General features: G+C 58.0%; 21 protein-coding genes. 2 read left to right on the forward strand and 19 right to left on the reverse strand.

Annotation, left to right across the window (positions count from 1 at the left end; all coding sequences use genetic code 11):
- Positions 1-52 precede the first annotated feature (52 nt).
- On the forward strand, positions 53-1,453 hold the full coding sequence (locus tag AEQ63_RS24025) for an aminoacyl-tRNA deacylase and HDOD domain-containing protein (protein WP_042608106.1): 1,401 nt from the start codon (positions 53-55) through the stop codon (positions 1,451-1,453).
- A 259-nt stretch (positions 1,454-1,712) separates the two neighbouring features.
- Here AEQ63_RS24025 and AEQ63_RS24030 read toward each other — a convergent pair whose 3' ends face one another.
- A complete protein-coding gene (locus AEQ63_RS24030) occupies positions 1,713-2,096 on the reverse strand; it encodes a helicase (protein ID WP_039757355.1) in 384 nt (127 codons plus the stop codon).
- A 368-nt stretch (positions 2,097-2,464) separates the two neighbouring features.
- Here AEQ63_RS24030 and AEQ63_RS24035 point away from each other — a divergent pair, with 368 nt between their 5' ends.
- Positions 2,465-2,827 carry a DUF6124 family protein gene (locus AEQ63_RS24035; RefSeq protein ID WP_064365120.1) on the forward strand — a complete coding sequence of 121 codons (363 nt, stop codon included), beginning with the start codon at positions 2,465-2,467 and terminating at the stop codon, positions 2,825-2,827.
- A gap of 57 nt (positions 2,828-2,884) precedes the next feature.
- Here the strand turns inward: AEQ63_RS24035 and AEQ63_RS24040 are convergent, their stop codons facing one another.
- From AEQ63_RS24040 to AEQ63_RS24125, 18 genes are all read right to left on the reverse strand, one after another.
- Positions 2,885-3,322, reverse strand: a complete 438-nt coding sequence (locus AEQ63_RS24040) for a hypothetical protein (RefSeq protein ID WP_064365121.1) — start codon at positions 3,320-3,322, stop codon at positions 2,885-2,887.
- Between the two features lie 4 nt (positions 3,323-3,326).
- Positions 3,327-3,914, reverse strand: coding sequence for a lysozyme inhibitor LprI family protein (locus tag AEQ63_RS24045; protein ID WP_064365122.1), 588 nt, complete (start codon positions 3,912-3,914; stop codon positions 3,327-3,329).
- A 4-nt stretch (positions 3,915-3,918) separates the two neighbouring features.
- Positions 3,919-4,374 carry a hypothetical protein gene (locus tag AEQ63_RS24050; protein ID WP_064365123.1) on the reverse strand — a complete coding sequence of 152 codons (456 nt, stop codon included), beginning with the start codon at positions 4,372-4,374 and terminating at the stop codon, positions 3,919-3,921.
- Between the two features lie 66 nt (positions 4,375-4,440).
- The gene (locus AEQ63_RS24055) at positions 4,441-5,808 is read right to left on the reverse strand and encodes a lysozyme inhibitor LprI family protein (protein WP_064365267.1); all 1,368 of its coding nucleotides are present in this window, start codon (positions 5,806-5,808) and stop codon (positions 4,441-4,443) included.
- A 328-nt stretch (positions 5,809-6,136) separates the two neighbouring features.
- Positions 6,137-6,865, reverse strand: coding sequence for a hypothetical protein (locus AEQ63_RS24060; protein ID WP_064365124.1), 729 nt, complete (start codon positions 6,863-6,865; stop codon positions 6,137-6,139).
- A gap of 2 nt (positions 6,866-6,867) precedes the next feature.
- Positions 6,868-9,903, reverse strand: coding sequence for a hypothetical protein (locus tag AEQ63_RS24065; protein ID WP_064365125.1), 3,036 nt, complete (start codon positions 9,901-9,903; stop codon positions 6,868-6,870).
- Positions 9,903-10,904 carry a sel1 repeat family protein gene (locus tag AEQ63_RS24070; protein ID WP_152972410.1) on the reverse strand — a complete coding sequence of 334 codons (1,002 nt, stop codon included), beginning with the start codon at positions 10,902-10,904 and terminating at the stop codon, positions 9,903-9,905. The genes AEQ63_RS24065 and AEQ63_RS24070 overlap by 1 nt, the downstream gene beginning before the upstream one ends.
- Before the next feature lie 38 nt (positions 10,905-10,942).
- Positions 10,943-12,979, reverse strand: a complete 2,037-nt coding sequence (tssI, locus tag AEQ63_RS24075; RefSeq protein WP_064365127.1) for a type VI secretion system Vgr family protein — start codon at positions 12,977-12,979, stop codon at positions 10,943-10,945.
- A gap of 28 nt (positions 12,980-13,007) precedes the next feature.
- Entirely contained in the window at positions 13,008-14,009 is a 1,002-nt protein-coding gene (locus tag AEQ63_RS24080; protein WP_064365128.1) for a serine/threonine-protein kinase, read from the reverse strand.
- Entirely contained in the window at positions 14,006-14,734 is a 729-nt protein-coding gene (locus AEQ63_RS24085; RefSeq protein ID WP_042608097.1) for a PP2C family protein-serine/threonine phosphatase, read from the reverse strand. Before AEQ63_RS24085 ends, AEQ63_RS24080 begins: the two co-directional genes overlap by 4 nt.
- Positions 14,734-18,273, reverse strand: coding sequence for a type VI secretion system membrane subunit TssM (gene tssM, locus AEQ63_RS24090; RefSeq protein ID WP_064365129.1), 3,540 nt, complete (start codon positions 18,271-18,273; stop codon positions 14,734-14,736). The genes AEQ63_RS24085 and tssM overlap by 1 nt, the downstream gene beginning before the upstream one ends.
- Positions 18,274-18,287: 14 nt before the next feature.
- Positions 18,288-19,163 (reverse strand): type IVB secretion system protein IcmH/DotU, encoded by an 876-nt coding sequence (icmH, locus tag AEQ63_RS24095; protein ID WP_064365130.1) that lies wholly within the window; start codon positions 19,161-19,163, stop codon positions 18,288-18,290.
- 5 nt (positions 19,164-19,168) lie between these two features.
- Entirely contained in the window at positions 19,169-20,500 is a 1,332-nt protein-coding gene (tssK, locus tag AEQ63_RS24100; protein WP_016772510.1) for a type VI secretion system baseplate subunit TssK, read from the reverse strand.
- A 2-nt stretch (positions 20,501-20,502) separates the two neighbouring features.
- On the reverse strand, positions 20,503-21,003 hold the full coding sequence (tssJ, locus tag AEQ63_RS24105) for a type VI secretion system lipoprotein TssJ (RefSeq protein WP_016772509.1): 501 nt from the start codon (positions 21,001-21,003) through the stop codon (positions 20,503-20,505).
- 5 nt (positions 21,004-21,008) lie between these two features.
- The gene (gene tagH / locus AEQ63_RS24110; protein WP_042608095.1) at positions 21,009-22,205 is read right to left on the reverse strand and encodes a type VI secretion system-associated FHA domain protein TagH; all 1,197 of its coding nucleotides are present in this window, start codon (positions 22,203-22,205) and stop codon (positions 21,009-21,011) included.
- Between the two features lie 18 nt (positions 22,206-22,223).
- On the reverse strand, positions 22,224-22,364 hold the full coding sequence (locus AEQ63_RS24115) for a hypothetical protein (RefSeq protein ID WP_003229566.1): 141 nt from the start codon (positions 22,362-22,364) through the stop codon (positions 22,224-22,226).
- A complete protein-coding gene (locus AEQ63_RS24120; protein WP_064365131.1) occupies positions 22,364-22,669 on the reverse strand; it encodes a hypothetical protein in 306 nt (101 codons plus the stop codon). Before AEQ63_RS24120 ends, AEQ63_RS24115 begins: the two co-directional genes overlap by 1 nt.
- On the reverse strand, positions 22,662-24,182 hold the full coding sequence (locus AEQ63_RS24125; protein WP_064365132.1) for a sigma-54 interaction domain-containing protein: 1,521 nt from the start codon (positions 24,180-24,182) through the stop codon (positions 22,662-22,664). The genes AEQ63_RS24120 and AEQ63_RS24125 overlap by 8 nt, the downstream gene beginning before the upstream one ends.

A 24,182-nucleotide genomic window follows, 5' to 3' on the forward strand; every position in this document is an offset into this window, starting at 1 on the left:
TCCTACAGAGCTGGTTATACTCCTGCCATTGTTTCAAAAACGGATACAGACCATGACTGACGCAGCTCTCGCCCCCGAACTCCCGCACGCGCCGTCTGTAATTCGGCTGCTGCTTGGCAAGCTGGGTATCGCCTACGAAGAAGTGCTCGATCACCACGGCCTCAATGCTTCACGCAAGGTCCAGGCCGTGTTGCTGGATGACGCCGTGGGCGCGCTGATGGTGCTGTTTCCACAGAGCCAGTTGCTCGACCTCAATCGCCTCGCCGAACTCACTGGTCGCCGCCTCACCGCCGTGTCCACCGAGCGTCTGGAAAAGATGCTCGGCAAACACAACCTGAGCCTGCTGCCGGGCCTGCCGGCGCTCACCAGTTCGCCGTGCCTCTACGAGGAAAGCCTGCTGCGCGAGCCGAAGCTGCTGATCAACTCCGGCGAGCCGGGCCTGCTGCTGGAAATCACCAGCGAAGCCTTCAAGAGCATGCTGACCAAAGCTAGCGCCGCCAACTTCGGCGAAGCCCTGAGCAGCATCCGCCCCAACCTCGACCGCCCGGACGATGACCGCGAGGAGATCACCCAGGCCGTGCAGGCGTTCACTGCGCGGCGTATCCAGCAGCGTCTGGAAGCGACCATCGAGATTCCACCGCTGGCCGAAACGGCGCAAAAAATCATCAAGCTGCGCGTTGATCCGAATGCCACCATCGACGACATCACCGGCGTCGTTGAAACCGATCCGGCGCTGGCCGCGCAAGTGGTGAGCTGGGCGGCATCGCCGTACTACGCCTCGCCGGGCAAGATTCGTTCGGTGGAAGACGCGATCGTCCGCGTGCTGGGCTTCGATCTGGTGATCAACCTGGCGCTGGGCCTGGCCCTCGGCAAGACCCTGAGCCTGCCGAAAGACCACCCGCAACACACCACACCGTACTGGCAGCAGTCGATCTACACCGCCGCCGTCATCGAAGGCCTGACCCGCGCCATGCCGCGCGCCCAGCGCCCGGAAGCCGGCCTGACTTATCTTGCCGGCCTGCTGCACAACTTCGGTTACCTGCTGCTGGCCCACGTGTTCCCACCGCACTTCTCGCTGATCTGCCGCCACCTGGAGGTCAACCCGCACCTGTGCCACAGCTACATCGAGCAACATCTGCTCGGTATCAGCCGCGAACAGATCGGCTCGTGGCTGATGCGCTACTGGGACATGCCGGACGAACTGGCCACCGCCCTGCGCTTCCAGCACGACCCAAGCTACGACGGCGCATACGCCGAATACCCGAACCTCGTCTGCCTGGCCGTGCGCCTGCTGCGCAGTCGCGGAATTGGCTCTGGCCCGGATGAAGATATTCCGGATGCGTTGCTTGAGCGTGTGGGTTTGACTCGCGACAAGGCCAATGACGTCGTCAGCAAAGTCCTCGAAGCCGAAGTCCTGCTGCGCGAACTGGCCTCGCAGTTCAGCCAGGCCTAAAACGAAACAGGCCCGCTCCCCCAAGGATCACCAAAATCCCTGTGGGAGCGAGCCTGCTCGCGAAGAATCCACCCCAATCCAACGAACTCAGCGAAACCCCTGTGGCGAGGGAGCTTGCTCCCGCTCGACTGCGCAGCAGTCGCAAAACCAGCCGGCAGGGTGTGTCAGGCAAAACTCGGCTTTCAGGATTTGGGGCCGCTCCGCAGCCCAGCGGGAGCAAGCTCCCTCGCCACAAAAGCTCTTCTCATCAAGACTCGGCTCAAGCCTTAGGCTTAGCCTTCCTCGGCTTCAAATACTTCATCAACCCCTGAAACCACATCACCAGCGCAGGGTTGCCCTTAAGCTGGATCGACTTGTCCTGAATCCCCTGCATAAACGCCAACTGCTTGTTCTTCGCCTGCATCGTGGCAAAGCCATAACCGGCATCTTTAAACGCAATCGCAAACGCCGGCTCAGCCACCACGCCAGACTTGCTGGTGATGCGCTGATCCTTGACCACGAAATGCCGCGCCACTTTCCCATCCAGCGTCTGCAACTGAAACACCAGATCCTTGTCACCCAACTGCTGCTGGAACGCAGGATTTGTCCGGCTGGCCTTACCCATCAACAAACCCATCATCCACAGAAGAAAACGAAATTTCATGCGCACAGCCTCAAAAGGAAAATGAACGGCCGGGGCAGTTTAAGGGATTCGGACGATAACGCCAGTATCTGACTCTATTGGAAGAGGATGCGGACCATTTCCTGCACGATGACCGCCAAGTCACGATTCCGCAAGCAACGTCCTACACCTGTTGAAACACATCCCTGTAGGAGCCGGCGAAGCCTGCGATCTTTTGATCTTCCGCCCCGCGAATCTATGGGAAATTTCCTGCGAAGTGCGGGGCGGTCCATGAACTAGTCAAGCTTGAAGATCACCGATAGGCTTCCTGCGTCATCGGGTATTCGGTGACCGGATGTGCAAGTCCGAATTCGGGAGCAATTTCTTCTTACTCCAAGGGATTTACACCGATGACCAATTCAACTGCCAACACTGAGGACACCTCCCCCTACGAATCCTTCGATTCAAGAAAACTACATGAAGCCGCCGAACGCGCCCCCGATCACCACTTCGGCAAATCCGACCTCCCTCAGGCCCCACGCCGTGAAGGCCTGTTCAGCCTGAACCCGGACATCGATGCCGAAGCCCTCCTGGCCAATGCCTCGGAAGATCTGCTGTCCATCAGCATCATCGCTGCGGATCTTGCGGACGACATAGACGGCTCACGCCGCTCGGTTGCACTGGCATTGAGCAGAATGGCGGACGGAGTGAGATTGATGGCGGAAGGGACGCTTGATCACATTGAAGTGCGAAGCGTGGCGGCGAAGCCTTAGCGAGATTAGCGGATGAAAAAAGGGGACGTTGAGTCCCATTTCTCGATGATCCCTGGCTCACCACCGACAGCCTGTCTCTGGAGATGCATCCATGGTGATGTCTTGATCAAATGAATACTTCTTTCCGGATTTGTAGTTCGTGTAAGTCATCCCGTAAATTCGAGCACCCTGGCTGACCATTTCGTATTCGCCTGTCAGCGAGTCTTCGGACACTTCCACCCAAGTTGTCGTGAACTGAGAAGGCCGCCCCTCTGCCATGACTTCCTCTTCAGCACTTCGATAGACAAGGGGAATGACCTTTCGGGACTTCGTGTACTTAACCCCTGCTCCGCTCCACCGTGAGACGGTGTCGTAATACGATCGAAACTCGAAATTGATGTTCTTGCCTTCCAACGAACGGAAGCAGGAAACCTCGGTGGTAACCTCACCTATGGCAGTCAGCGGTATTAGAAGAAGCGCAGAAATAAACGCAGAGGAAGATTTCAAACCGATCATTTCCTTAGCGGTTCATGGGTAATTGAAAGCGCATCCTCACCGCGCAGTTGCCGACGTCTTCACGCAACAGACGGCCAGCCATCTCACAATGCCCATCTGCGTACTTCTTCCAAAGCGGATCATCGAACTGATCCCCTCCCAGCCGCTCAATCGTGGCCGCTAAATCTCTCTCACGATCCTTCCCTGCCATCGCGGATGCCGCTTTGTAAAAACCGTCCAGCGGTAAGCCCGTCTGTAGAGCAATCAATTCACCCAAACGGGCGTTGGTCGTTTGCACCAGACACCCAAGCCTCTCGATTGGCGCCTCAGCGCCCGGCAACGCGGCTTGATAAAGCTGTTCGCAAAACGACTCTTTGAAGCGCACCCAGTTCTTTTGCACATATCTCAGATGGCTTTGCTCCGCAGGAGCCAGCGTCGACAGCGCTTTTTTGTATTGCTCGTTTAAGACACCATCGACTTTCTCGAAATTCTGCTGACCGCAAATGATCAAGTCCGGATTGGAAAAGCTGTCTGGGTTGCACGTTTCTCCAGCAGATAATGCGGATGAAGCAGCAGAGATCAAGCAACCGAGAAGAAACGAAAATACTTTCACGCCGTTACTCCCTCCCTAGACGGTCATGTCTGTACAGCCAAAACAGCGGCGGCAACAACACCAACAGCGCAAAACCATCAAGCCACACGTGCGACCAGACCTGTTGTTGCGCCGAGAGCCACATGTCCTGCGGCGCCCATAACAGGATGCCGGCGATCAACCATCCCCAGACTGCCGGCACTTTGAGGCGATTGCCCAGATGCACCAATGCGAGCATGTACAGCGAATAACTCTGCAGCGTCGCGCCAAACAGCGCGAGCCACCAGACTTGTTGTTCGTGGCCGGCGACAGGTACCGCATCGGTGCCCCAGAACGACAGTTCGAGGACTTGCAGGTAGCCATCGAGAAAGCCGGAGTCACCAGCCCAGGTCAGGGTAAGACCGGCGAGGATGTGGGTGATCGCAGCGGCATATAGCCAAAGCACCAACGCAGGGCGAAGCGAGGAAGTAGGGGCTGGCATTCCGTGTCCTGAGCGCGTTCCTTGGGGGTGGGGAGTTTAAAGGAATGCGTAGGGTTTCGGGGGTTGTCAGTAGCAGTAGCTGGGTTTGATTGGTGTGGTGGAGCTTTTCTTTAACTCATCCAAACGATTGATCGATCCTTTACTTCCCTTTGCCGCGCCCATTTCATAACAGGCCAAAGCACGGGACAAATCCTTGGTCACCAGTTCCCCCCGCTCGAAAGCGGAGCCTAAAGCACCCAACGCGTGGACGCTGCCCATGGTCGCAGCCCGGATCATTGATTCTTCAGCCAACGCTGGATGTTGGCATGAATCTGTTCCAGCCAATGTGTTGCCGTCGCAGTAATAGAGCGAGAGCATCAGTGCGCCTTCGGGCGAAGTAGCCGCTGCAGCTTTGATCAACGCCTCCAATTTATCCGTTGGCAACTGCGGCGCCATGCCCGAAAGGCTCAAACTTGCTGCACTCAAACTGGATTCCGGATCTCCGGAACGCGCTGCGCAAAGGTCATTTTCCAGTGACGCCTCGAAAAGCTCTGCAGTGAGACGGTACTGCTCCAGTCCTCCCAAATTACCGAAGGCGTTGGCACGTTGGCGGCAGAAATTCTCCTCAACACTCAACTTGGGCTTGCTCGCCACTACCAAGTCTTTCTCACTAATCGACCAATCCTCAACCCCCTCAAGCACCCAACATGCCTGACGAGAGAAGTTGAAGATCTTGATATTGCTGTTACCCGCCCGTTTATCCACAACGTTGACGTGACTGTCATCGACCTCTTCGATCTCGACTCCAGGTGTCTTGCCGGGTGTGATTGCAGCCATCAGCGGATAGGTGAACGTTGTTCCACTAACACCCGAGGTCGAAGGCTCAAAGGTGCTTCGATCCTTCCCAGCTACCGGTTTCAACACCAGCGACTTAACCGTCATTGCGGTGAGACGGCGTTGTGATTCGCTATTGGCGGAAAACGCTGTCAGGAAAGCAGGAAACTCCTCCGAAGGACAAGCGCCGCTGGCCGGCGCCGTCGAAGCGCTCTTGTCGGATGCTAAAGCAGGCACAATCTTGTCCAGATACGCCGAACGCTCTCGGCTCATCCTGGCGATGCAAGAGTTAACGGCGAACACATGCGCCGGCATCCCCGTCTCGATTTCGAATGCCTCCAAAGGGCAGTTCGCATCGCGCAACTTCAACCACGCACGTTGCGACTCTTTGACCTTCGCGGCGTACTCCGCGCCCAATGCCGGATCTGCTCGATAGTCAGACTCAAGCCGCGTCATCAACTGCTTGTAACTGACATTCAACTGCGCATCGGCAGCCTTCTTCGCCGCCTCCGAGCACGGCACCATTTCCAGACTTGAGGTGACTTGGCTGCAGTCGTCCTGCGCATAGGCAGCTGAAGCCGGTAGCAGTACGGCGAGCAGGGTTAAAACAAAACGGTTCACTGTGTTCATCCTTGAGTCATTCAGGTTTTGCGTTTGGTGAATCGGGTGATGCATTGCTTGGAAATATTTATTACCCAAAGACCCGGGAGCGACGCTTTACGTTTTTTTGACAACCTGCGGATCAACGAATCCATCGCCGCAGACAGTTGCAACTCTTCAAACGTGCCGACTTTGGCTTGGTAACGAAAATCGCTCTTATTTTGTAAGTGCCACTGCCATGATTAAGCCAGTGAATAAACGGAACAGATCTGTTTGCCTTCGCAATCTAGACAGAATTCGCATTGCACACCAAACAGATCCGCCCTTTCTTTGAGTTCAGAAGAATTGATCAGAACAGCTTATTTAAAGCAGCCCGATCATATCTTACGAATGAACTGTCAAGCTTTCCAGAAGACACATCGAGATAAAGCGGACTGACTAAATCGCCAGGCGAGTAAACGGAAAATACGTAGTTATCACCAAAGGAATGGCTGACTTTGTCTTTCTTTACAACGCTTTCGGGACGCAAGAACTTTAGGTCATTGGGAGAATGATAGGTTCGAGATAACTTCACCCCACCAAAAGCCGAGTCTTCAACCTCTACCAATACCGGGGGCGTTGCCAACAAAGGCGCTATAACAACCTTGCTAGTCAAGTTTTTCCACTGATCCGAAAATTCAGAAACTGCTTCCTCATACTCTTCAGCTAATGGGCGATCCAAGCCACAAACGGCTTTGTTTATTAGAACTCCATTCTGCTCGTTCCGAATATTTGTATACACGCAATCTATGAGAACATCCGCACCATGCCTAGTTAACGTAAAATAGGCTTCAAAAGGAGCACGCGACGCCAGATTTTCGTAATGGAGAGCCTTACCTCCATTAAATTCAACCAGTTCCCTAGTTGTTTCGCCTTGACTCCCGACTACGCCTTCTATTGTTTTGCTACCACCTGACCAAGTAACGGTCAGAGACTGGGCGTCAACATCGGCTGAATACACGTCATGCGGCTCGGCGACTGCGAAACCTGCTAGCACGAAAGTTACGACAGCTAAACCTACAGGCAACTTAATATTCATACTTATTTGGTCTCCGGTGCAATTGACGTGGCCTTTAGTATCGCTTCGAATTTCACAGCATAACTAGCAATCAACGCTTTTTGGTCGGAACCGTTGATTACCTTTCGCGCCCCTTCATAGTCCTTGGCACTATTATTTACATAATCGCCAAGTTTTTTCCCTGTAAATATACCTTCTTTCATGCCCCATATCATAATCGGCACAGAATTTTCAAACCCAGCGGCCTCATCGGGACGGGCGACAAAGTCGATTCCGAAATAATCTTTCGCCTTTTGATAGTTCTTCTTCCATGTCAAATGAACGAGACCACGACCCCGATATTTAAAACCGTCCCCTTGTACCGTATTACCGTTGCCGATCGCAGTTTGTCTGCGTGTTGCGGTATCTGCAAGCACAGGGTCATATTTGTCAAAATAGGAAACCGGCCCATACTCCGGGGCAGCGCTAAAATACTCAGCAATCATAAATTGGTAAGCCTCGTGACGCGCCGTCGCGAACATATATGACAATTCATAGACTGTATAAACCTCTTTGGTTTTGTCTAGATATTTATTAATATTTTCTGCGATCTTACGCAAATTGGACTTGGACGCAGCAGAAAACGGAGGCGCATCAACCTGAAACGAAGCATGTTGCTCAGAATACATGGCTACAAACCGCTCGACATCTATAAACTCGGAACGACTCATGAAGTTACTAAGCATTTCAATAGGATGAAAATGCCAAACCAAGTCCGTACTCATGGCGGCCTTGTCTTTCAGATCCTCCCAAAACACATACTTAGTGAGTCGTTCTTTTTCGTGTTTCAAGGTTTTCGGAGTGTCTTCTAAAATTAGACCAAGTCGATTCCATTTGGCAGCATCTGCTTCCTCTTTCCATTCCGTAGGATGACGCGCGATCAGCTTGGCCCAGCTCGCTCTTGTCTCTGCAGTTTTCAATGCAACGGCAAGCTCTGCAGGATCAACTTCCTTATCGTCGTTGGTATCCATCTTCAGGAATAGATCTTTGAAGAACTGCGGCATGCTATCCGGATCAAGAAATCCATCTGCCGCTGCGTTTGCTTCCTCAACAATAATGAAGCCAAGTTTCCCCCAGTCGTGCTGCGAAATGATTTCTGTTTCTTTTTTATTTACAAGCCCGGCTAAGGGCGAGCCGTCCTCGATGATGGAAACCTGATAATAGTCCTCGGCGCCTTCTTTGATGGCGCGGGTTTTGTTCAGATCAACGGCATGCGCTTTCTTGAGCGGAGTCAAATTTGTCGCTGGTGCATTTCTTTTCAGATTTGTTCCCGCTAACAAGTGAAGATATTGTTTCCCAACTTTCAATCCCGCGCTATTCTTCAAAAATTCCGCTACATGGGTTTCCGCGGTGAAGATCTCGACATGAACCTGATGCTTGCTTGAAACATTACCGTCCTCTCCAGACAAATTTTCCGTCAGCCCAAGATAGCCAATCGGATCGCCAGCCTTAATCCCTGTACCCGTGAGCTCGACGGAATCAAAACTTGTTGGAATGACATCCCAAGCGACAAATTCATTTTCCACGAATGCCCAAAAACTAGTTATCACCTCACCCGCGCCCGCAAGGTCGCCACTGATTTTCGTGCATTTCGCCATTCGTCGGGTGGCTCCCGACACCGTCAGGTTCAATACATCTTTACTTTCAAACTCAACAACGCTTCCCGGATTAAGCTGCATTGTTCCTTTTCTGGGGCCTGCGGGCTGTCCATTCTGCGGTAAAGCCGGGTCCTGATACAGATCCAGCTTTTTGATAGCAGTACCTTTTACCTTCCCTTGCCAATATTTTGGTTTATTACGCTCGGGAATCAGGTCAGCATGCCATATACGCTTTTGCTGCGAGTTCTTAAATGGCTCACTATTTTTCAGGTAAGCAAACCAGACCACGCTGCCTGACAAGCGTACTTTTTGTGCGTTGTTCTTGACGCTTCCCGAAAGAATCTTACCCTTGGCATAGGTAATATCCCCTGCGGCTTTTTCCTCCAACACTTCAAGTTTGGTCCCGCGGGTCAACTTTCCTGGAGAGGGCCAGCCGGATGCTTCGGGAAAACTATCATAGGCTTTAAAGTCGTCAACCTGCATTGTCACCTTAGGCTTAGGAATTTCCTCCTCCGACAGCGGATAACGCTTATAAGGTAGCAAATGCATATAAAGGCTGAAAAATGTCAGCTTATTTTGCTTGCCCTTGTTTGGCCCATCTTCAGGATTAGGCTCGGATTTATACTCATGGCGTACAAGACAAAAAGAATTGGAATACTTCAGTTTTTTTTCATTTTCACCAAAGGTCGACTCCAAATAATCTTCATTGAGACGATAAGCCACGACCTCGCCGTCGGCCATGCAGCGAATCGGTTCATTCAAAATGCATTGAGGAGCGCTGGCATTGCTGATGTGAATGCCACCGTGCCAGAACTTGTTGCTGCCAAGCAAATAATGCCCGGCACTCTCGTTTTCGAGAGCCTTGTAAATCTCATCCGCATCAGAAAACTGCTTACCGTCAGCTTTTCTGAATGGATATTGGAAGCTCATCAGCGGAGCTGGGCCTGCCGGTGCAGGGGCCGGCGCAGGAGTGGGTGCGGGGGCTGGTTGTGCGCCTCTGAATTGGGGCTTTGGGCGTAAAAACTTTTCAGGCATTGGCCAGTAACCACTACCCGCCCCATATTTGGCAGATTTCGGTCCGTTTGAAGACTGTGAACCGAAGAAATTCCCCCTATCTCGAACAGGCGACCCGGAGATGTCTTCGATGACCCCCGTGTGTCCATGAAAGTTTATCCACAGCGCAATATCGCCAGGCTGTACTTCCGCAAGCGGGATCACATCAAAATAGGTAGTGTCGGTATTCAACCCTGATGTTGTGAGGTAAGGGATCGTATACCCCGCATCCTTCAGCATTCGATACAGAAGCCCGGAGCAGTCGATTTCCTTCTTGCCATCGTTATCATGGTCAGTCTCGCCCTTGAAAGGGCCGTACTCGTAACCAGTGCGATATTGCTGCCTTTGTTCAAGTAGTCCTGTGCTCATCAAAAGCTTCCTGCTTCAAAACATTGAATAGAGTTATCGCTGACGACGCCTCGGGCTGCCAAGCGCTCAACCAAAGCGGTAGCCGTCTTAGGGTCGGTTTTCTGAATCTTCCGGTAACACGCCATTGCACGAGGCAAGTCAGCAGCTACGAGGGCTCCCGCTTCGTACACTTCCCCTAATCGAATCAGTGCGTTAGTCGAACCTAGACGGGCGGCACGCTCCAATGTCGCTATTGATTCTTTGGGGTTAATACAACCGTGATTTTCGTCGTACTCGCCTTCATCGCAATAAAAATCTGCGAGAGTCAAGCCGGCATCCGGGACTTGTTCTGAAGCTTGAATCAACAACGCTAGTATTCTGGAATTCTCCAAGCGTGGCGCTTGTCCAGAAAGACTGATCCCCGCGGCAGCGAATGCTGCTTGCGCCGAACCCTTCCGAGCGCCATCTAAATAGCTATCCAATGCCGCAGCGTACAAATAGATTCCTGATTCGGGAGACGCCTTGTTGACCAACCTGTCGAATATGACGCCTTTTTTGAGTTCCAGCTCACCGGGCGTTAGTTTCTCAGACTGAGTGATCTCTTCCATCACCGCATCGATTGCCCAGTCCTCCACTCGACTCAGAGCCCAGCAATCACTGTGTTTGAAGACGAAAATCTTCAAAAAATGGCCCGCCTCATCTCGGACGACCACCCTGTCAGGCACCTTGGTTTCAATAGTGAGATCCAATTTGGCAGCATTTTCCGGAAGCAGCACCTTCAACTCATCGGCGGAAATCGAGCCCAAGCTCCGTTCGACAACCTTCGGTATTTTCCCATCAGCTATCACGTGAACATGCTTCACAGGAGACGCAATAAACGCTTTCTGTGTCGCTGGCTCAGATGCAAAAACTTTTACGAAATCAGCAAAATTGCCACTTGGGCATTGGGCGGTGCTGGACGAAGAGGCAAAGGCCCCCGAAGTCATCCCCCAGCACAACAAAACAATCGAAAACCACTTCATCTGCCTCACGTACCTGTTTGTCGTCATCACGACACTCATCACTCAGAAAACACAAAAAAAGCCTTCGGCTTAACCCTCTCAGGCGGTGCATCCAACACCCCCTGACCCATCAAACCCCCCGCCTTATCCTTATCCGCCGCCCCCGGCAGCACCGGCGGTTTAATCCCGATCCCCGCGCCGGAACCAGCCGAGCCACCCGCATTGATCTTGATCACCGGCCCAACCACCGTCACCCCACTGCCATCGAGCTTGATAAAGCTCCCACCCCCAAGAATGGTCAGCTCCGTCCCCGCCTCAATAACAATCTTGTCCCCAGCCTTGAGGTGAATCTCTTTCCCCACGCTAGTGAGCTGCGCCGTACCGAGTTTGACGTGTTGGTTCTGCCCAATCGTCAAATGATCATCCAGCTTCGCTTCAACCTTGCGGTCGGAGATCGTCGTGCGGTGTTCTTCAGCCTTCAGCTCGGTGTAGGTGTTCTTCACCACCGTGTCGTGACGCTCATTCCCGACCCGAATCTTCTGATCGTGCTCAACGTTTTCATCCCAATCGCGCTGCGCATGAATGTAGATCTGCTCTGCACCCTTCTTGTCTTCAATGCGCAGTTCGTTGTACCCACCGCCACCTGGCGAGCTGAGAGTTTTGAACACGCTGCGGGTTTTGTTCGCCGGCAAGGCGTACGGCACCGGGTTTTCCTTGTGATACAGGCAGCCGGTCACCAGCGGTTGGTCGGGGTCGCCTTCGAGGAAGGTGACGAGGACTTCCATGCCGATGCGCGGGATGCTGATGGCGCCGTAGCGGTCGCCGGCCCAGGAGCTGGAGACGCGTAGCCAGCAGCTGGTTTTGTCATCGGCGAGGCCTTCGCGGTCCCAGTGGAACTGGACTTTGATGCGGCCGTATTGGTCGCAGTGGATTTCTTCGCCTTTGGGGCCGGTGACCATGGCGGTCTGGCTGCCGAGCACTCGCGGTTTCGGGTGTTCGAGGGCCGGCCGGTAGAACACGTCCCACGGGGTGGCGAGGAAGCGGTTGCGGTAGCCTTGGTGGAAATCGTCTTTGTTGTCGGTGGTGTCGCTGGTCACGCCTTCTTCGAGGACTTGCGGTTGTTTGCCTTCGTGGAAGATTTCGGTGAGCAGCCACAGGTCGTTCCACTCGCTGCGCGGGTGGTCGGACATTTCCATGAAGTGGCCGCTGACCAGTCTGGTCTGGTCGCCGCGACCTTCGGCCTGGCGGTAGTCGGCGCGATGCCGTTCGAGGGCGCGCTGGCTGAGGAATTTGCCACGGGCGCGGTCGATGAAACGGCCGGGGTAGTCGTAGTCTTCGAGATCCGGTTCGGTGCTGTCGCCATCGGGTTTGTACGCCGCTTCCATTTGCAGGCGCGGTTTTTCGAAATCGTAGTCGCGGCGCGTGGTGCGCGTGGTGCGGGTTTCCAGGCGCAGTTTGAAGGCTTTGATCACCGGCTCGTCGGCGACCATGCCGCTGCCCTGCACGTAGGCGGTTGGTTGCCCAAGGTTCTGGAACACGGTCTGGTCATCACCGAATACCAGCAGGTGAGCTTTTTCGCTGTGCTGGAAGTGGTAGTGAATGCCTTCTTCTTCGCACAGGCGCTGGACGAAATGCAGGTCGGTTTCGTCGTACTGCACGCAGTAGTCGCGATCCGGGCAGGGCTGGCTGAGCTGGAAACAGTAGGCGTTGCTCTTGATGCCGTGCTCTTCGAGGATCAGCGCGATGATTTTCGGCGCCGACATCTGCTGGTAGATGCGCTGGTTGGTGCGGTGATGCAGGTATTGCAGTTGAGGCACGATCGACACTTTGTAGCGGGTCAGGCGCTTGCCGGCATCGCCCTGGGCGACGCGGTAGATCTGCCCGTGAATCCCCGAGCCCTGTGGATCGAATGCGAGAAACGCCTGCTTGTGCAGAAGTTGCTCGAGATCCAGATCCGGGTTTTCGCTGACCAGTTCGAGGTCGAAGCGATACGCCTGGCTGATGCCTTCGGTGCCGGTGAACGACAGCACTTGCAGGTCGCCGACGTAGTCTTCGACCTTGAGGCTGAAGTGGGTTTCGTTAGCTGAGTTGAACATCGTGTGCTCCCTGTTCGAATGTCATCCGTTACGCCCGAAGTCGCAGACGTTGCAGCCAGGACGAAGTGGCGCCCAAGGCGTCACGCAATTGTGCGGCAGTGATGTTGCGCTCTGCCGGGTTGAAGCTCAGCGCGGTCTGCAGCGCTGTCCAGCCGTGTTTCGCTAGGTTTTTCGGTGCGTGCAGTTCGCGCTCCAGGTGCTCGTCGCGAGCCTGGGTCGAGGGCAAGCGGCGGAACGGGTGTTTGCCGCTCGCCAGTTCGTAGATCACGCAGGCCACGCCGTACACGTCCGCGCTGGCCGACAACGGTTGGCCCTCAAGCAGTTCGGGGGCGGCGTAGCCTGGGGTCCAGGCGTTGAAACGCTCGCGGCTCAGGTGCGGCAGACCGGGCAAGGTGCCCTCCTCTGCCTGTCCCAGACCGAAGTCGAACAGGCGCAGGCCGTCTTCGCTGAGCATCACGTTGCTCGGTTTCAGGTCACCGTGCAGCACGCCGCGACGGTGGGCGTAGGCCAACGTGTCGAGCAGCGGCAGGACGATGTCGCGCAGTTCCTTCCACGGCAGGCCCATCGGCCGCTCGCAGAGCAATTTGTCCAGGGTCAGGCCACGCATGTATTCCATGGTGATGAAGGCCCGCTGGCAGTCGGTGTCGACTTCAAAGGTGTGCGCACGCACGACGTTGTCGTGGCGCAGGCGCCGGGTCAGGGCGAACTCGCTGTAGAGCAAGGCACTGGCGTCCGGCGATTCGGCAAATTCTTCGCTGAGGATTTTCAGCGCAATGTAAGGGTCGGGATCGCCGAACTGTTCATGCAGCAGATCCCGCGCCCGGTAAACGGCGCCCATGCCACCGGCCCCGAGCAGACGCTCGAGGTGGTAGCGACCGGCGAGTACATCCGGCAGCGCACCGATGCTGGCCTTGGTCGGCGCCAGCAACGGTTCGGCCTTGTTGCCCTTGGCGAAAGCGAAGTAGGTCAGGTTGTTGGCCTGTTCTTCGCTGATCAGCAAGTCATCGATGGGCGATTCGAGTTCACTCATTGGCGGATCACCACGGCAGTCAGGTTATCCCGCGCAGCGCCTCGCAGGGCGCCGTCGAACAAACGTTCCAGCGCCACGTGCGGCGCGCTGAGGCTGAGGGCGTTGCCGAGGGCATCGCTGCTCAGGCCCTGATACAAACCATCGCTGCAGAGCAAAAACACATCGCCCGGATAGACCTCGAGTTCGAGCACATCCAGGGTCAGCGTTTCAGCGGCACCGACGGCTCGGGTCAAGGCCTGAGCCGCCGGGTGCGCTGCCGCCTGTTCGACGCTCATTTGCTGCTCGTCGATCAACTGCTGTTGCAGCGAATGGTCCTTGGACAGCTGATACAAACGCTGCCCACGCCACATATAGCAACGGCTATCACCGGCCCAGATGCAGGCCGCGCGGTTGCCTTCCACCAGCAGCGCGACGACGGTGCTGCCCATGATGCTGTCGTGACGCCCGGCAGTGACGGTCAACTCTTGCCCCAGTCGCCGGTTCAGCCAGTGCAGGCACTGGCGGATGGCTTTGAGGCGTTCGTCGAAGTCTTCGTGTTGCGGCAATTCAGCCAGGCTGGCGACGATCAACTGGCTGGCGATGTCGCCACCCTGATGACCGCCCATGCCGTCCGCGACCACCCACAGCCCATGCTGCGGGGAATCGAGGAAGGCATCTTCGTTGCGCGCCCGCACCTTGCCCGGGTCGGTACGCGCCGCGCTGCGCCAGGGACTGGCCACCAGCATCAGAGCTGCACCGGCATACGGAAGGTGCGCAGCACGCCCATGTCGAACGGGTTCGGCGTGCGCTGGCTGGTCAGCAGGTAGTTGGCGCGCAGGCCGCCCACGTCCGCTTTCAGCACCAGCACGTCGCGCCCGTTCAGGTACTCGGTCTGCATCAGGTCGAACAGACGGAACAGCGACCATGGGCCGGAGTTCTTCTCGATACCGATCGGACGCCCGGCCATCTTGTCCATGACCAGGCTGGTGCGACCGTCTTCAGCATCGGTCGGCCACTTGAAGGTCATTGGCAGGATCGGGCCGTGACGGTATTCCATGGTCTTGTCGCCGAACTTGAATTCGGAACGGCTGACCGCCGGATCAAGGGTGTACGGCTCGAGCTTGAACTGCACGGTCGGCTCGGCCGGGTTGATCGAGAAGAAGCTCTGGCGAATGGTCTGCGCCGCCGCCATCTGATCGAGGTAGACCTTCGATACCGGCAGGCTGTGACCGTCGACACTGCGCATGCGGTAGTTGCCCGGATCGCCGCTGACGAACGGACGCATGTAGCTGTCGAAGAAGCGGTCGACGGTGCCTTGAGCGCGGAAGAACTCGCGGAAGTCGCTGATCGCCACATCGCTGGTGCTGCTGGCGCTGAACGGATAGCGCTTGCTGATGGTTTTGCCATACACGCTGTACAGCTCGTTCTGATAACGGCCGTTCAGGTATTGATAGGCATCGTTGAGCACCAGGCGCCACGAGTCTTCGGCCAGCACGTTGAACCACACGCTGAGCGGACGCGGCAGACGACCGGAGGCATTGCGCAGGTTGGTCAGCGCATCACGCTGGCCGCTCATGCGCGTCTTGGCCATCTCGAACGCGGCTTGCTCCGGCGTGCTGGAACGGGCCAGACCGGCCAGTTGCAGTTGCAGGTCGTTGAGCGCGCTGAACGCTGGCGTCAGGTCAGCGCCCGGGCCGTTGTTGTCATCCAGCAAACGATGCAGCGGTTCGAAGCGGCGTTGCAGGGATTTCTTCGCGGTGTCCGGCAGGTTCTTCGCCACGTTCAGCGCCGAAGCCTTGTCGGCAGCAGCCGCGGCGAGCTTGCCGACCTTGCCCAGTTTGCCTTTCTGCCCGGCCAGCGCATCGGCGGCTTCGCCGGCTTCGTCGACCGGATCAACCGCCGCTTCGAAGCGGGTGTTTTCACGCACTTCGGTGAGCAGCGCGAGTACCGGCGAGTTGGCCGAAGTCAGGCCCGCCAGTTGCTCGGCGCCTTCGCCGGCGTCGCTGATTGGCGGCAATGCAACCTGGCCAACGGCTTCGCTCCAATAGTTGGCGTAGTCGCGGAAGTACAGCTGCTCGAGCTCGACCATCAGGCGACGCAAGTCCATGTCGCTGATGCCCGCGCCTTCGCCCAACACCCAGTTGTCACGCAGGATATCGGTGACCAGCGCCGCACCCTGCACCGAGAAATACTGCTGATAACCCTGTTGGGTGTAGAAACCCGGGATCACGTATTCGGTGCCGATGAACAGCGAACCCTGCGGGCCGAGGTGTTGGCTGAAGCGGTAGTCCGGCAGATTGCGCGCCTGCTCGCGGAGCATGCGATACACCACGTTGGCCAGAGATTCGCTGCGCAGGACCTGACGCGCCTGCGTCACCAACTGATCGTTCAGCGGGTAGATGAACGGCTGCTTGAGCAAACGCTCAAGGTGAGTATTCAGACCGTTCTGCACAGCGGTGTTGCCGGTGTAGCGCTGCGACCAGTCAGTGGCGACCCAGTCCTTGAGCCACGCCGCGTCGCGACGATCCTTCATGTTCAGCATCAGGTACGCGCGCAGGCTGTTGAGCAGGCGATCGCGGTCCTTCATATTGGCGCGGATCTGCCCTTCCAGCATGCTCGCCACCCGGGGCAGCAACTGCGCTTCAAGTTCACGCTCGTAGGCGGTTTTCACCACCGGGTTGATCTCTTCGCCCTGATACAGGCCGCCACGTTCGTGGTACGACACGTCGCCCTTGCTCGGGAACACCTGCGTCGCGGCGTAGCTGGTGTCGAGGACTTTCAGCACGCCCATGGCGTCATCGCGCGGCGTTACGGCCGAGCGTTGCTGGGTCCAGTTCTGTGCCAGCGTGCGCAGGTTTTCCAGACGCTCGTAGTTGGCCGAGAAACCACCGGCCCAGAGCATGCCGAACAGGGCCAGTGCCGCCAGTGCACCGACGTACAGCGCGCGCTGGCCCCAATGAATGCGGCTGCGCTCGCGCTTGTCCAGACCGGCCAGATCGGCCTCGGGGAAAATCACCTGGCTGAGCAAGTGGTGGATGAACCGCGAACGGCCACTGCGCAGGGTCGGCAGCACACCGGCGTTCATGCCGAGACTGGCGCCGATGCCGGCGGTGGTCGAATCCATTTCCTGGGTCAGGTGCGGCGCGCTGGTCAGGTAGAAACCGCGCAGTTGCGTGGCACGCTGATAACGGTTGCCGGTGAAAGCCATGTCGACGAACAGGCACAGGCGCTCGCCGATCTGCCCCAACTGATGGGGGAAATCGAGGATGCGCCCACGGCGCTGAGTATCGCGCTCGGAGTGCATGCGCATGATCACTTGGCTGTTCAAGCGGCGCAGCAGCTCTTCGAACTCGTTGCGCAGAACCGCCACGTCGGTGCCGACCTGATCCTTGCGGAAACTGGTGCCGAGCACTTGATCGCTTTCTTCGCGGGTCAGTTGATCGAAGAATTCGTCAAAGCCGAGCAGCTTGTCAGCCTTGCTCAGGACCAGATACACCGGCACGTCGACGTGCAGTTTCTGATGCACATCCTGCAGACGGCTGCGCACCTGGCGGGCCAGCGTGTCGATGTCCTGCTCGCTGCCACCGGTGAGGGTTTCCACCGGAATGGTCACCAGCACGCCGTTCAACGGACGGCCACGACGACGCTTGCGCAGCAGCTCCAGCAGCGTGATCCAGGCGTTGCCGTCAACTTCCGCGTCCGGCTGAGTCGTGTAGCGCCCGGCGGTGTCGATCAGCACACCGTGGTCGGCAAAATACCAGTCGCAATGACGGGTGCCGAGAGTGTCGCGAGTGAGCTTGCGGTCGATCTTGTTGATCGGGAATTCCAGACCGGAAAAGTCCAGCAGGCTGGTCTTGCCCGAGGCCTGCGGGCCGATCAGCAGGTACCACGGCAAGTCACTGCGCCAGCGCTCGCTGCGACCGCGATACAGGCTCGACGTCTTCAGGGTTTTCAGCGCGTCCTTGAAACGCGCCTTCAACTCTTTCTGTTCTTCGTCGATCAGCTCTTCGCGGCGGATACGGTCCTGGCCGTCCTCGCTTTCTTCCTCGGCTTTCTTGCGGATACCGGCGCGCCAGCTGACGAAGACCATGGTCAGGCCCCAGATCAGGAACAGCACGCTGATGGTCAGCAGGCGCGAGGTCGCGCTTTCCCAGAACTTGTAATCATCCACCGCCAACAACGGGCCGACAAACCACACCAGCAGCGCCACGAACAGCACCAGCAACAAGGTCCAGACCCAGGTCTGGCGCAGGAAGGCGCCGACTTTCTTGAAAAACTTTTTCATCACACGTCCCTGTTTTACGGCTGCGCCTGCGGTTGCACCGCGGCTGGATCAAGCGGCTGATAAGGATGCAGAACAGTGTCGCGCTGCTCGCCCAGCACCCAGGCGAAGCCCGAATACATCACCACCAGGCAGACCAGCGTGAACAGCACCACCATCCACGCCGGCACGATGCGCACCAGGTTGCGGCGCTGGTCGTTGAGGCCTTCCCAGTGCGGCGACAACTCGCGCGGCACGTCGCCACGCAACTGACGGATCTGCCGGTACAAGGCGTCGCGGATGCCTTCAAGTTCGAGCATGCCGCGTGCCTGTACGCGGTACTTGCCCTCGAAACCGAGGGACAGGCACAGGTACATCAGTTCGAGCATCGGCAGGTGCTTGACCGGGTTTTTCGACAGCCGATCGAGCAGCTGGAAAAACTTCTCGCCGCCGAAGGTTTCGTTGTGGAAGCTGCTCAGCAGGCTCATCTGTGACCACTCGCTTTCGTTGCCCCACGGGGTGGTCACGACAGCTTCGTCAACCACGGTGCAGAGCACGTAACGCGCGGCCATCACCTGGCTGCTCTCAGCGCCGTTGTGCAGGGCGCGTACTTCGAACAACTTGAGCCCGGCGGTCAGCCGCTCATTGAGCGCGTACAGGTCTTCGCGGGTCTCGCTGTGCTTGAGGCGCACCACTTCCGAAAGCAGGTCGGACGAGGCCGCGACCAGCGAGTTGAGGCTGATATTGAACGCCTCCGCCGGACGCAGGCGCGCGGCGTAGATCATGCGTTCTTCCAGTTGCTCGAAACGCGGCGGCGCGGCGAAGTCGGTCAGCGGACTCGATGCCGGTCCGTGGCCCTGACGGTCGAGCAGGACGGTTTTGTCGTCCTGGTTGTAATCCGTTTCCTTGATCATGTCGGTCAGTTCCTGATGGCCCAGAATTTCAGTTCAAGCTCGGCGAATTCGCCGGACACGTGGAACGCGAAACCGCCGGAGCGCTCGAGTTGTGCCAGGTCTTCGGAACTGAGTTCGAGGATGAAATAGGTTTTGTTCGAGTGGAACGCGATCTGCCGCGGGGCCACCGGCAACGGTTTGACCTTGATCCCCGGCAAGTGCAGGTTGACCAGTTGGCGGATGCGCTCCACCGGGCCGACCTTGAGGTGCTGCGGCAAACGCTGACGCAGTTCTTCGGAGTCGCAGTTGGCACTGGCTGCGAGCACGAACGAGGCCGAGCCGAGCAGTTTGTGGTCGTGCAACGGCGAGACGATGATGCCGTACTGACGCGCCTGCAGGATCAGTTCGATGGCGTGTTGCTCAAGCACCATCGACAGCACCTGACGGATCGCTTCCATCAGTTTGCGGAAGCTTGCGCCCTGATCGGCGTGGGAATAGCGGCTGTCCAGACGCGGGCGTTTGCTCTCGCCGGAGAAGGTCGCCAGATCGCCGAGCATGGTCAGCAGCGTGCGGTACAACTCTTCCGGATGCACCTGCTCAAGACCGAGGTAATGGCGCAGCAGCAGTTCGGTACGGTTGATCAGTTGCAGCATCATGAAGTCGCCGACTTCAGCGCCGCCGACCTTGCCGTTGGAGCGAATCCGCTCGGCAATGGTGTCGCCACGGTGGCTGAGCATGCTGATGACTTCTTTCAGGCACGACAGCAGGTAGCTGGAGGCGTGGGCCTGAATATAGGTCGGGACGAAATCCGGATCGAGGCTGATCACGCCGTCGGGCGTGGTGTCGAGCACATCGCAGATCTTCAGCTTCACGTAGGCCTGATCGCTCTGCTGCTCGCCGAGCAGCAGTTTGAAGTCCGGACGCCCGCAGCTGACCTGGCTGGCGGAGTCATCACCGGCGTTGGAGTCGGCGACTTCGGCGTCATACGCGGTGTAGCGCGCGAGCACGTCAGATTGCTCCGGGCGACGGGCTTCGATGTGGTTGCCGGTGACCAGTGGCAGCGCCAGATAGATCGGCGTGTTGCCGGTGTTCGGCGGCACGTCCAGCGCCAGCGGCTCGGTGTTGCCACCGAGTTCGAACAGGCTGCCGTCCGGCAGAATCCCCGAGGCTTCACTGATCACCAGTTTGCCCATGTTGAGGAACTGCAAGTCGATTTCCAGATTGAGAAAACCCCAGGTGTAGCCACCGAGCAATTGCGTGCGGGTTTTCATCTGGTGATCGTAATAACGATCGTTGTGCTGGAAGTGCTGCGGGCGCAGCAGCATGCCTTCCTGCCAAATGACTTTATGGGTGTTCATGATCAGTCATCCGCCTTGGCGAGCACTTGTTGGGTGTTGCGGATACCGGCCTGATCGAGGGTCAGATCCGCCTCGGTGAGTTCCAGCGGAGTGATCTGCACGGTGTGCCGCCATTGCGTATCCGGTAGGTCGCGATAGGCCGCGAGGATGCCCACGTAACGGCTGCCCTCCTCCACGCTGAGTTTCAGCTCCACGGTTTCACCCGGGCGCAGTTCGAGTTCTTCGCTGGCTACCAGATCCGGGTTGAGGGATTCCTTGGCGCGCTCGTAGAGGCTGAAGAAATCAGCGTTCTCGAAGGTCACCGGGTGCTTGAGTTCGAACAGGCGCACGACGATCGGCGACGGCCGACCGTTGAGGTCCGGGTTGAGCTGGTCGCTGCCGGTCAGCTTGAGGTTGATCTTGGTCACTTTCGAGTACGGCGACAGCGACGAGCAACCGGCGAGCAGCACCAGCACGGTGAGCGCAGTCAGCGTCTTGAAAAAAGCGGTCGAGCGGCGAGACATGCGCATCATCCTTGGTGGTCGGTGTGGAGGGTGGAGATCAGGCGGATCTGTTCTTCGTAAGCCTGAGCGAAGTCGCGGGCCAGCAGACGCTCGCTCCAGTCATCGTCCTGACGCAGTGCCTGGTGATAGCGGCCGAACGCTCTCCAGCGCCCGCCCGATGTCGCGATCAACGGCTTGTTGTCGCGCTCGAAACGCAAGGTCAGTTGCTCCGGCGAGAAGTGCTCCAGCGTGCCACGCACGGCGGCTCGACTGGCCGTCAGCAGCGCCACTTGATGCGCCTGCAAATCGCGGAATGCGCGGGAGATCGCTTGCTCGGCCGGCAGATGTCCGGGCTTGCTTGGCTGCAACAGAATCTGCAGCGCTTCGCTCGGATCGACGGCGAATTTCAGCGGGTTCTTGTTGGTGCCTTGCACGGTGGTCTGGGCCAGACGCAGCTCGTTTTTCAGCTCCGAGCGGGTACGCAGGCTCTGCTGCAAACCGCCGATGCTCTGGCGCAGCAGGCGCGCTGCGTTCAGCGCCAGCGCTTCACGTTCGTCGTGACTGAGGGCTTTGACGTCGACGCCCAGCGCCGCGCCGAAGTGCTCCCAGAAACCTTCGCTCTGACGCTCGACGGCTTTCGGCGCAGGCGCCGGCTCAGGCTCGACCGGGGCGGCAATCAGCTCCGGGACCATCAGGCTTTCCATGTCGATGCGCGCATAGTCGGCACGCTGACGGGAATCTTCCGGCTTGGCGGTGGGCGACAGCAGCTCGTCGATTTCCGAGTAGACGCGCTCTTGCTGTTCGAGGGCATTGAGCGGGTCGAGATCAAGGAACGCGTCGTCCGGAATGATGCTGCCAGCGGCGCGCGGACGGCCGACTTCGCCATCGAAGGTCGCCGGGTCACGGACCAGCCGCGCACGGATTTCGAAGTCGCCGAGAATGTAGGTGCTGCCATGCTCGATGCGCACCGGCTCGCCCTTGTGCAGGCGTGCGCCGCTGCTGCCGTCCTGGACACCGTTGCTGCTGGTGTCGGTGAGGAAGAACGAGCCTTCGCGGTAACTGACAATCGCGTGGTGATTGGACAGGTGACGCTTGCGGTCAGGGATGATCCAGTCACAGTCCTCGCCGCGCCCGATCACGCCACCGGCCTGTTTGAAGGTCCGCTGGCACAACTCGGTGGGCACGAACTGCTTGGTGTTCAGCATTTCGAAAACCAATTCCATGTTTGATGCTCCTTGCGGTCACTTGCCGCGATTGACCGCTTGCGGATCACCCAACGGGCGATAGTCGTTGTCGTTGAATTTGTAATTGCCGCTACAGCCGCCAAGGCCGCATAGAACGACGAGGGTCAGCAGGACAGCGTGCCAGTGACGAACAGACATCAGAGGGTCTCCAGGTGTAGACAAAGCACAAAGCGCCGGCCCTTGCGGGCGGCGCCGTTATTAGCGAATTCATTGTTTTGCGAGGCTCTGAACCGGGGTCTGAAGCCATGCCAGGGAGGAGCGACAACCTCCTGTGGCGAGGGAGCTTGCTCCCGCTGGGCTGCGAAGCGGCCCCAAAACCAGCCATCGCGGCGCTTCAGGACAATCGCGTTTACCGAGCTACGACTGCTGTGCAGCCGCGCCGGAGCAAGCTCTTTCGCCACAGGGAGGTTGTTCAGCTCAGGACACTTCTTCAGATCAACCATCGAAGTCTCCCAGATTGATGTTCAAGCGCCCCAGCCGATACAACAGCGTGCGTCGCGGCAGGCCCAGTTCGCGGGCGGCAAGGGTCTGGTTGCCATCGTTCTTGCGCAGGCAATCGAGGAGCAACGTGCGCTCGACCTGCTCCAGGCGTTCGCGCAGATTCAGGCCGCTGTTGTCCTCGGGCATCGGTTCCAGGCGCAGGGAAAAATGTTCGGCGAGCAACTCGCCACCCTCGCAAAGCAACACCGCGCGCTCGACCAGTGCCTTGAGTTCGCGAACGTTGCCAGGGAAGGTATAACCGCTCAGATGCTCCAGCGCCGAGTCCGACCAGCGCACCGGATCACGCTGCAAAAACGTGCAGGTCTTCTCGGCGAAATGCCGGGCCAGATCGAGGATGTCGCCTTCGCGCTGACGCAGTGCCGGCAACTCGATCGGGAATTGCGCGAGGCGGTAGTACAAGTCCTCGCGGAACTTGCCTTCGCTGACCAGCACCGCCAGATCACGGTGCGTCGCGGCGATGATGCGCACGTCGATCTTGTGCGTGTCGTTGGAACCCAGCGGACGGATCTCGCCTTCCTGCAGCACGCGCAGAATCTTCGCTTGCAGCGACAACGGCATGTCACCGATTTCATCGAGCAGCAACGTGCCGCCATTGGCCGCGTCGAACAACCCGGCGCGATCGCGATCGGCACCGGTGAAGGCGCCTTTGCGGTAGCCGAACAGCTCGCTTTCGAGCAGGTTCTCCGGAAACGCCGCGCAGTTCTGCACGATGAACGCCTGGGAGCGACGCGGGCCGCAATCGTGAATCGCCCGTGCCACCACTTCCTTGCCGGTCCCGGTCTCGCCCCGCAACAGCACGGTGTAAGGGCTGTGCAGAACCTTGCTGATCAGCGAGTAGGTCTGGCGCATCGCCGCACTTTTACCGATCAGGCCATAGCCGCTGATGCTCGGCACACTGCGTGTGGTCGTGGCCGATTCGGCCGGTGGCTGACGCAGGCGTTGCAGCAGATGCAGTTGGCCGAGCACGAACGAACCGAGCTGGCCGAGGGAATCGGCGAAACCCTGCAAGTCAGTGCGACGGCGACTGGCGCAGAGCAGCAAGCCCTCCACCGACTTGTGCTGATTGACCAGCGGCACGCACAACAGCGACTGCCACGGCGTGCTTGCCGCCGGCAGAAAACTGGTTTCGTGCAGGCTGCCGGCGAGGTCGTCGAGGCAGACCACGCGGTTCTGACACAGGGCGAACTGCAGCAGTTGCTCGCCGTTGTAATCGGCCGGCAGGCTCGCCGCCTGACGCGGTTGCAGCGCGCCGTCGAGGCACTCGGCGTTCATGCCCAGGCAGGTGTGGGTGGCGTCGAGCAGATACAGCTGGGTCAATTCGCAACCGCTCAGCTCGGCCAGGCCACGGACGAATTCACCCAGCAGCACAGCACTGTCCGCCGCCCGCGACAGACTGGCGAACTGCGCCAGCAACGCTTCGGCGTAGACCAGTGGCTGCGGCACCTGAGTGAACAT

The organism is Pseudomonas sp. RIT-PI-o (assembly GCF_001297215.1).
In the GTDB taxonomy this organism is placed as follows: domain Bacteria; phylum Pseudomonadota; class Gammaproteobacteria; order Pseudomonadales; family Pseudomonadaceae; genus Aquipseudomonas; species Aquipseudomonas moraviensis_A.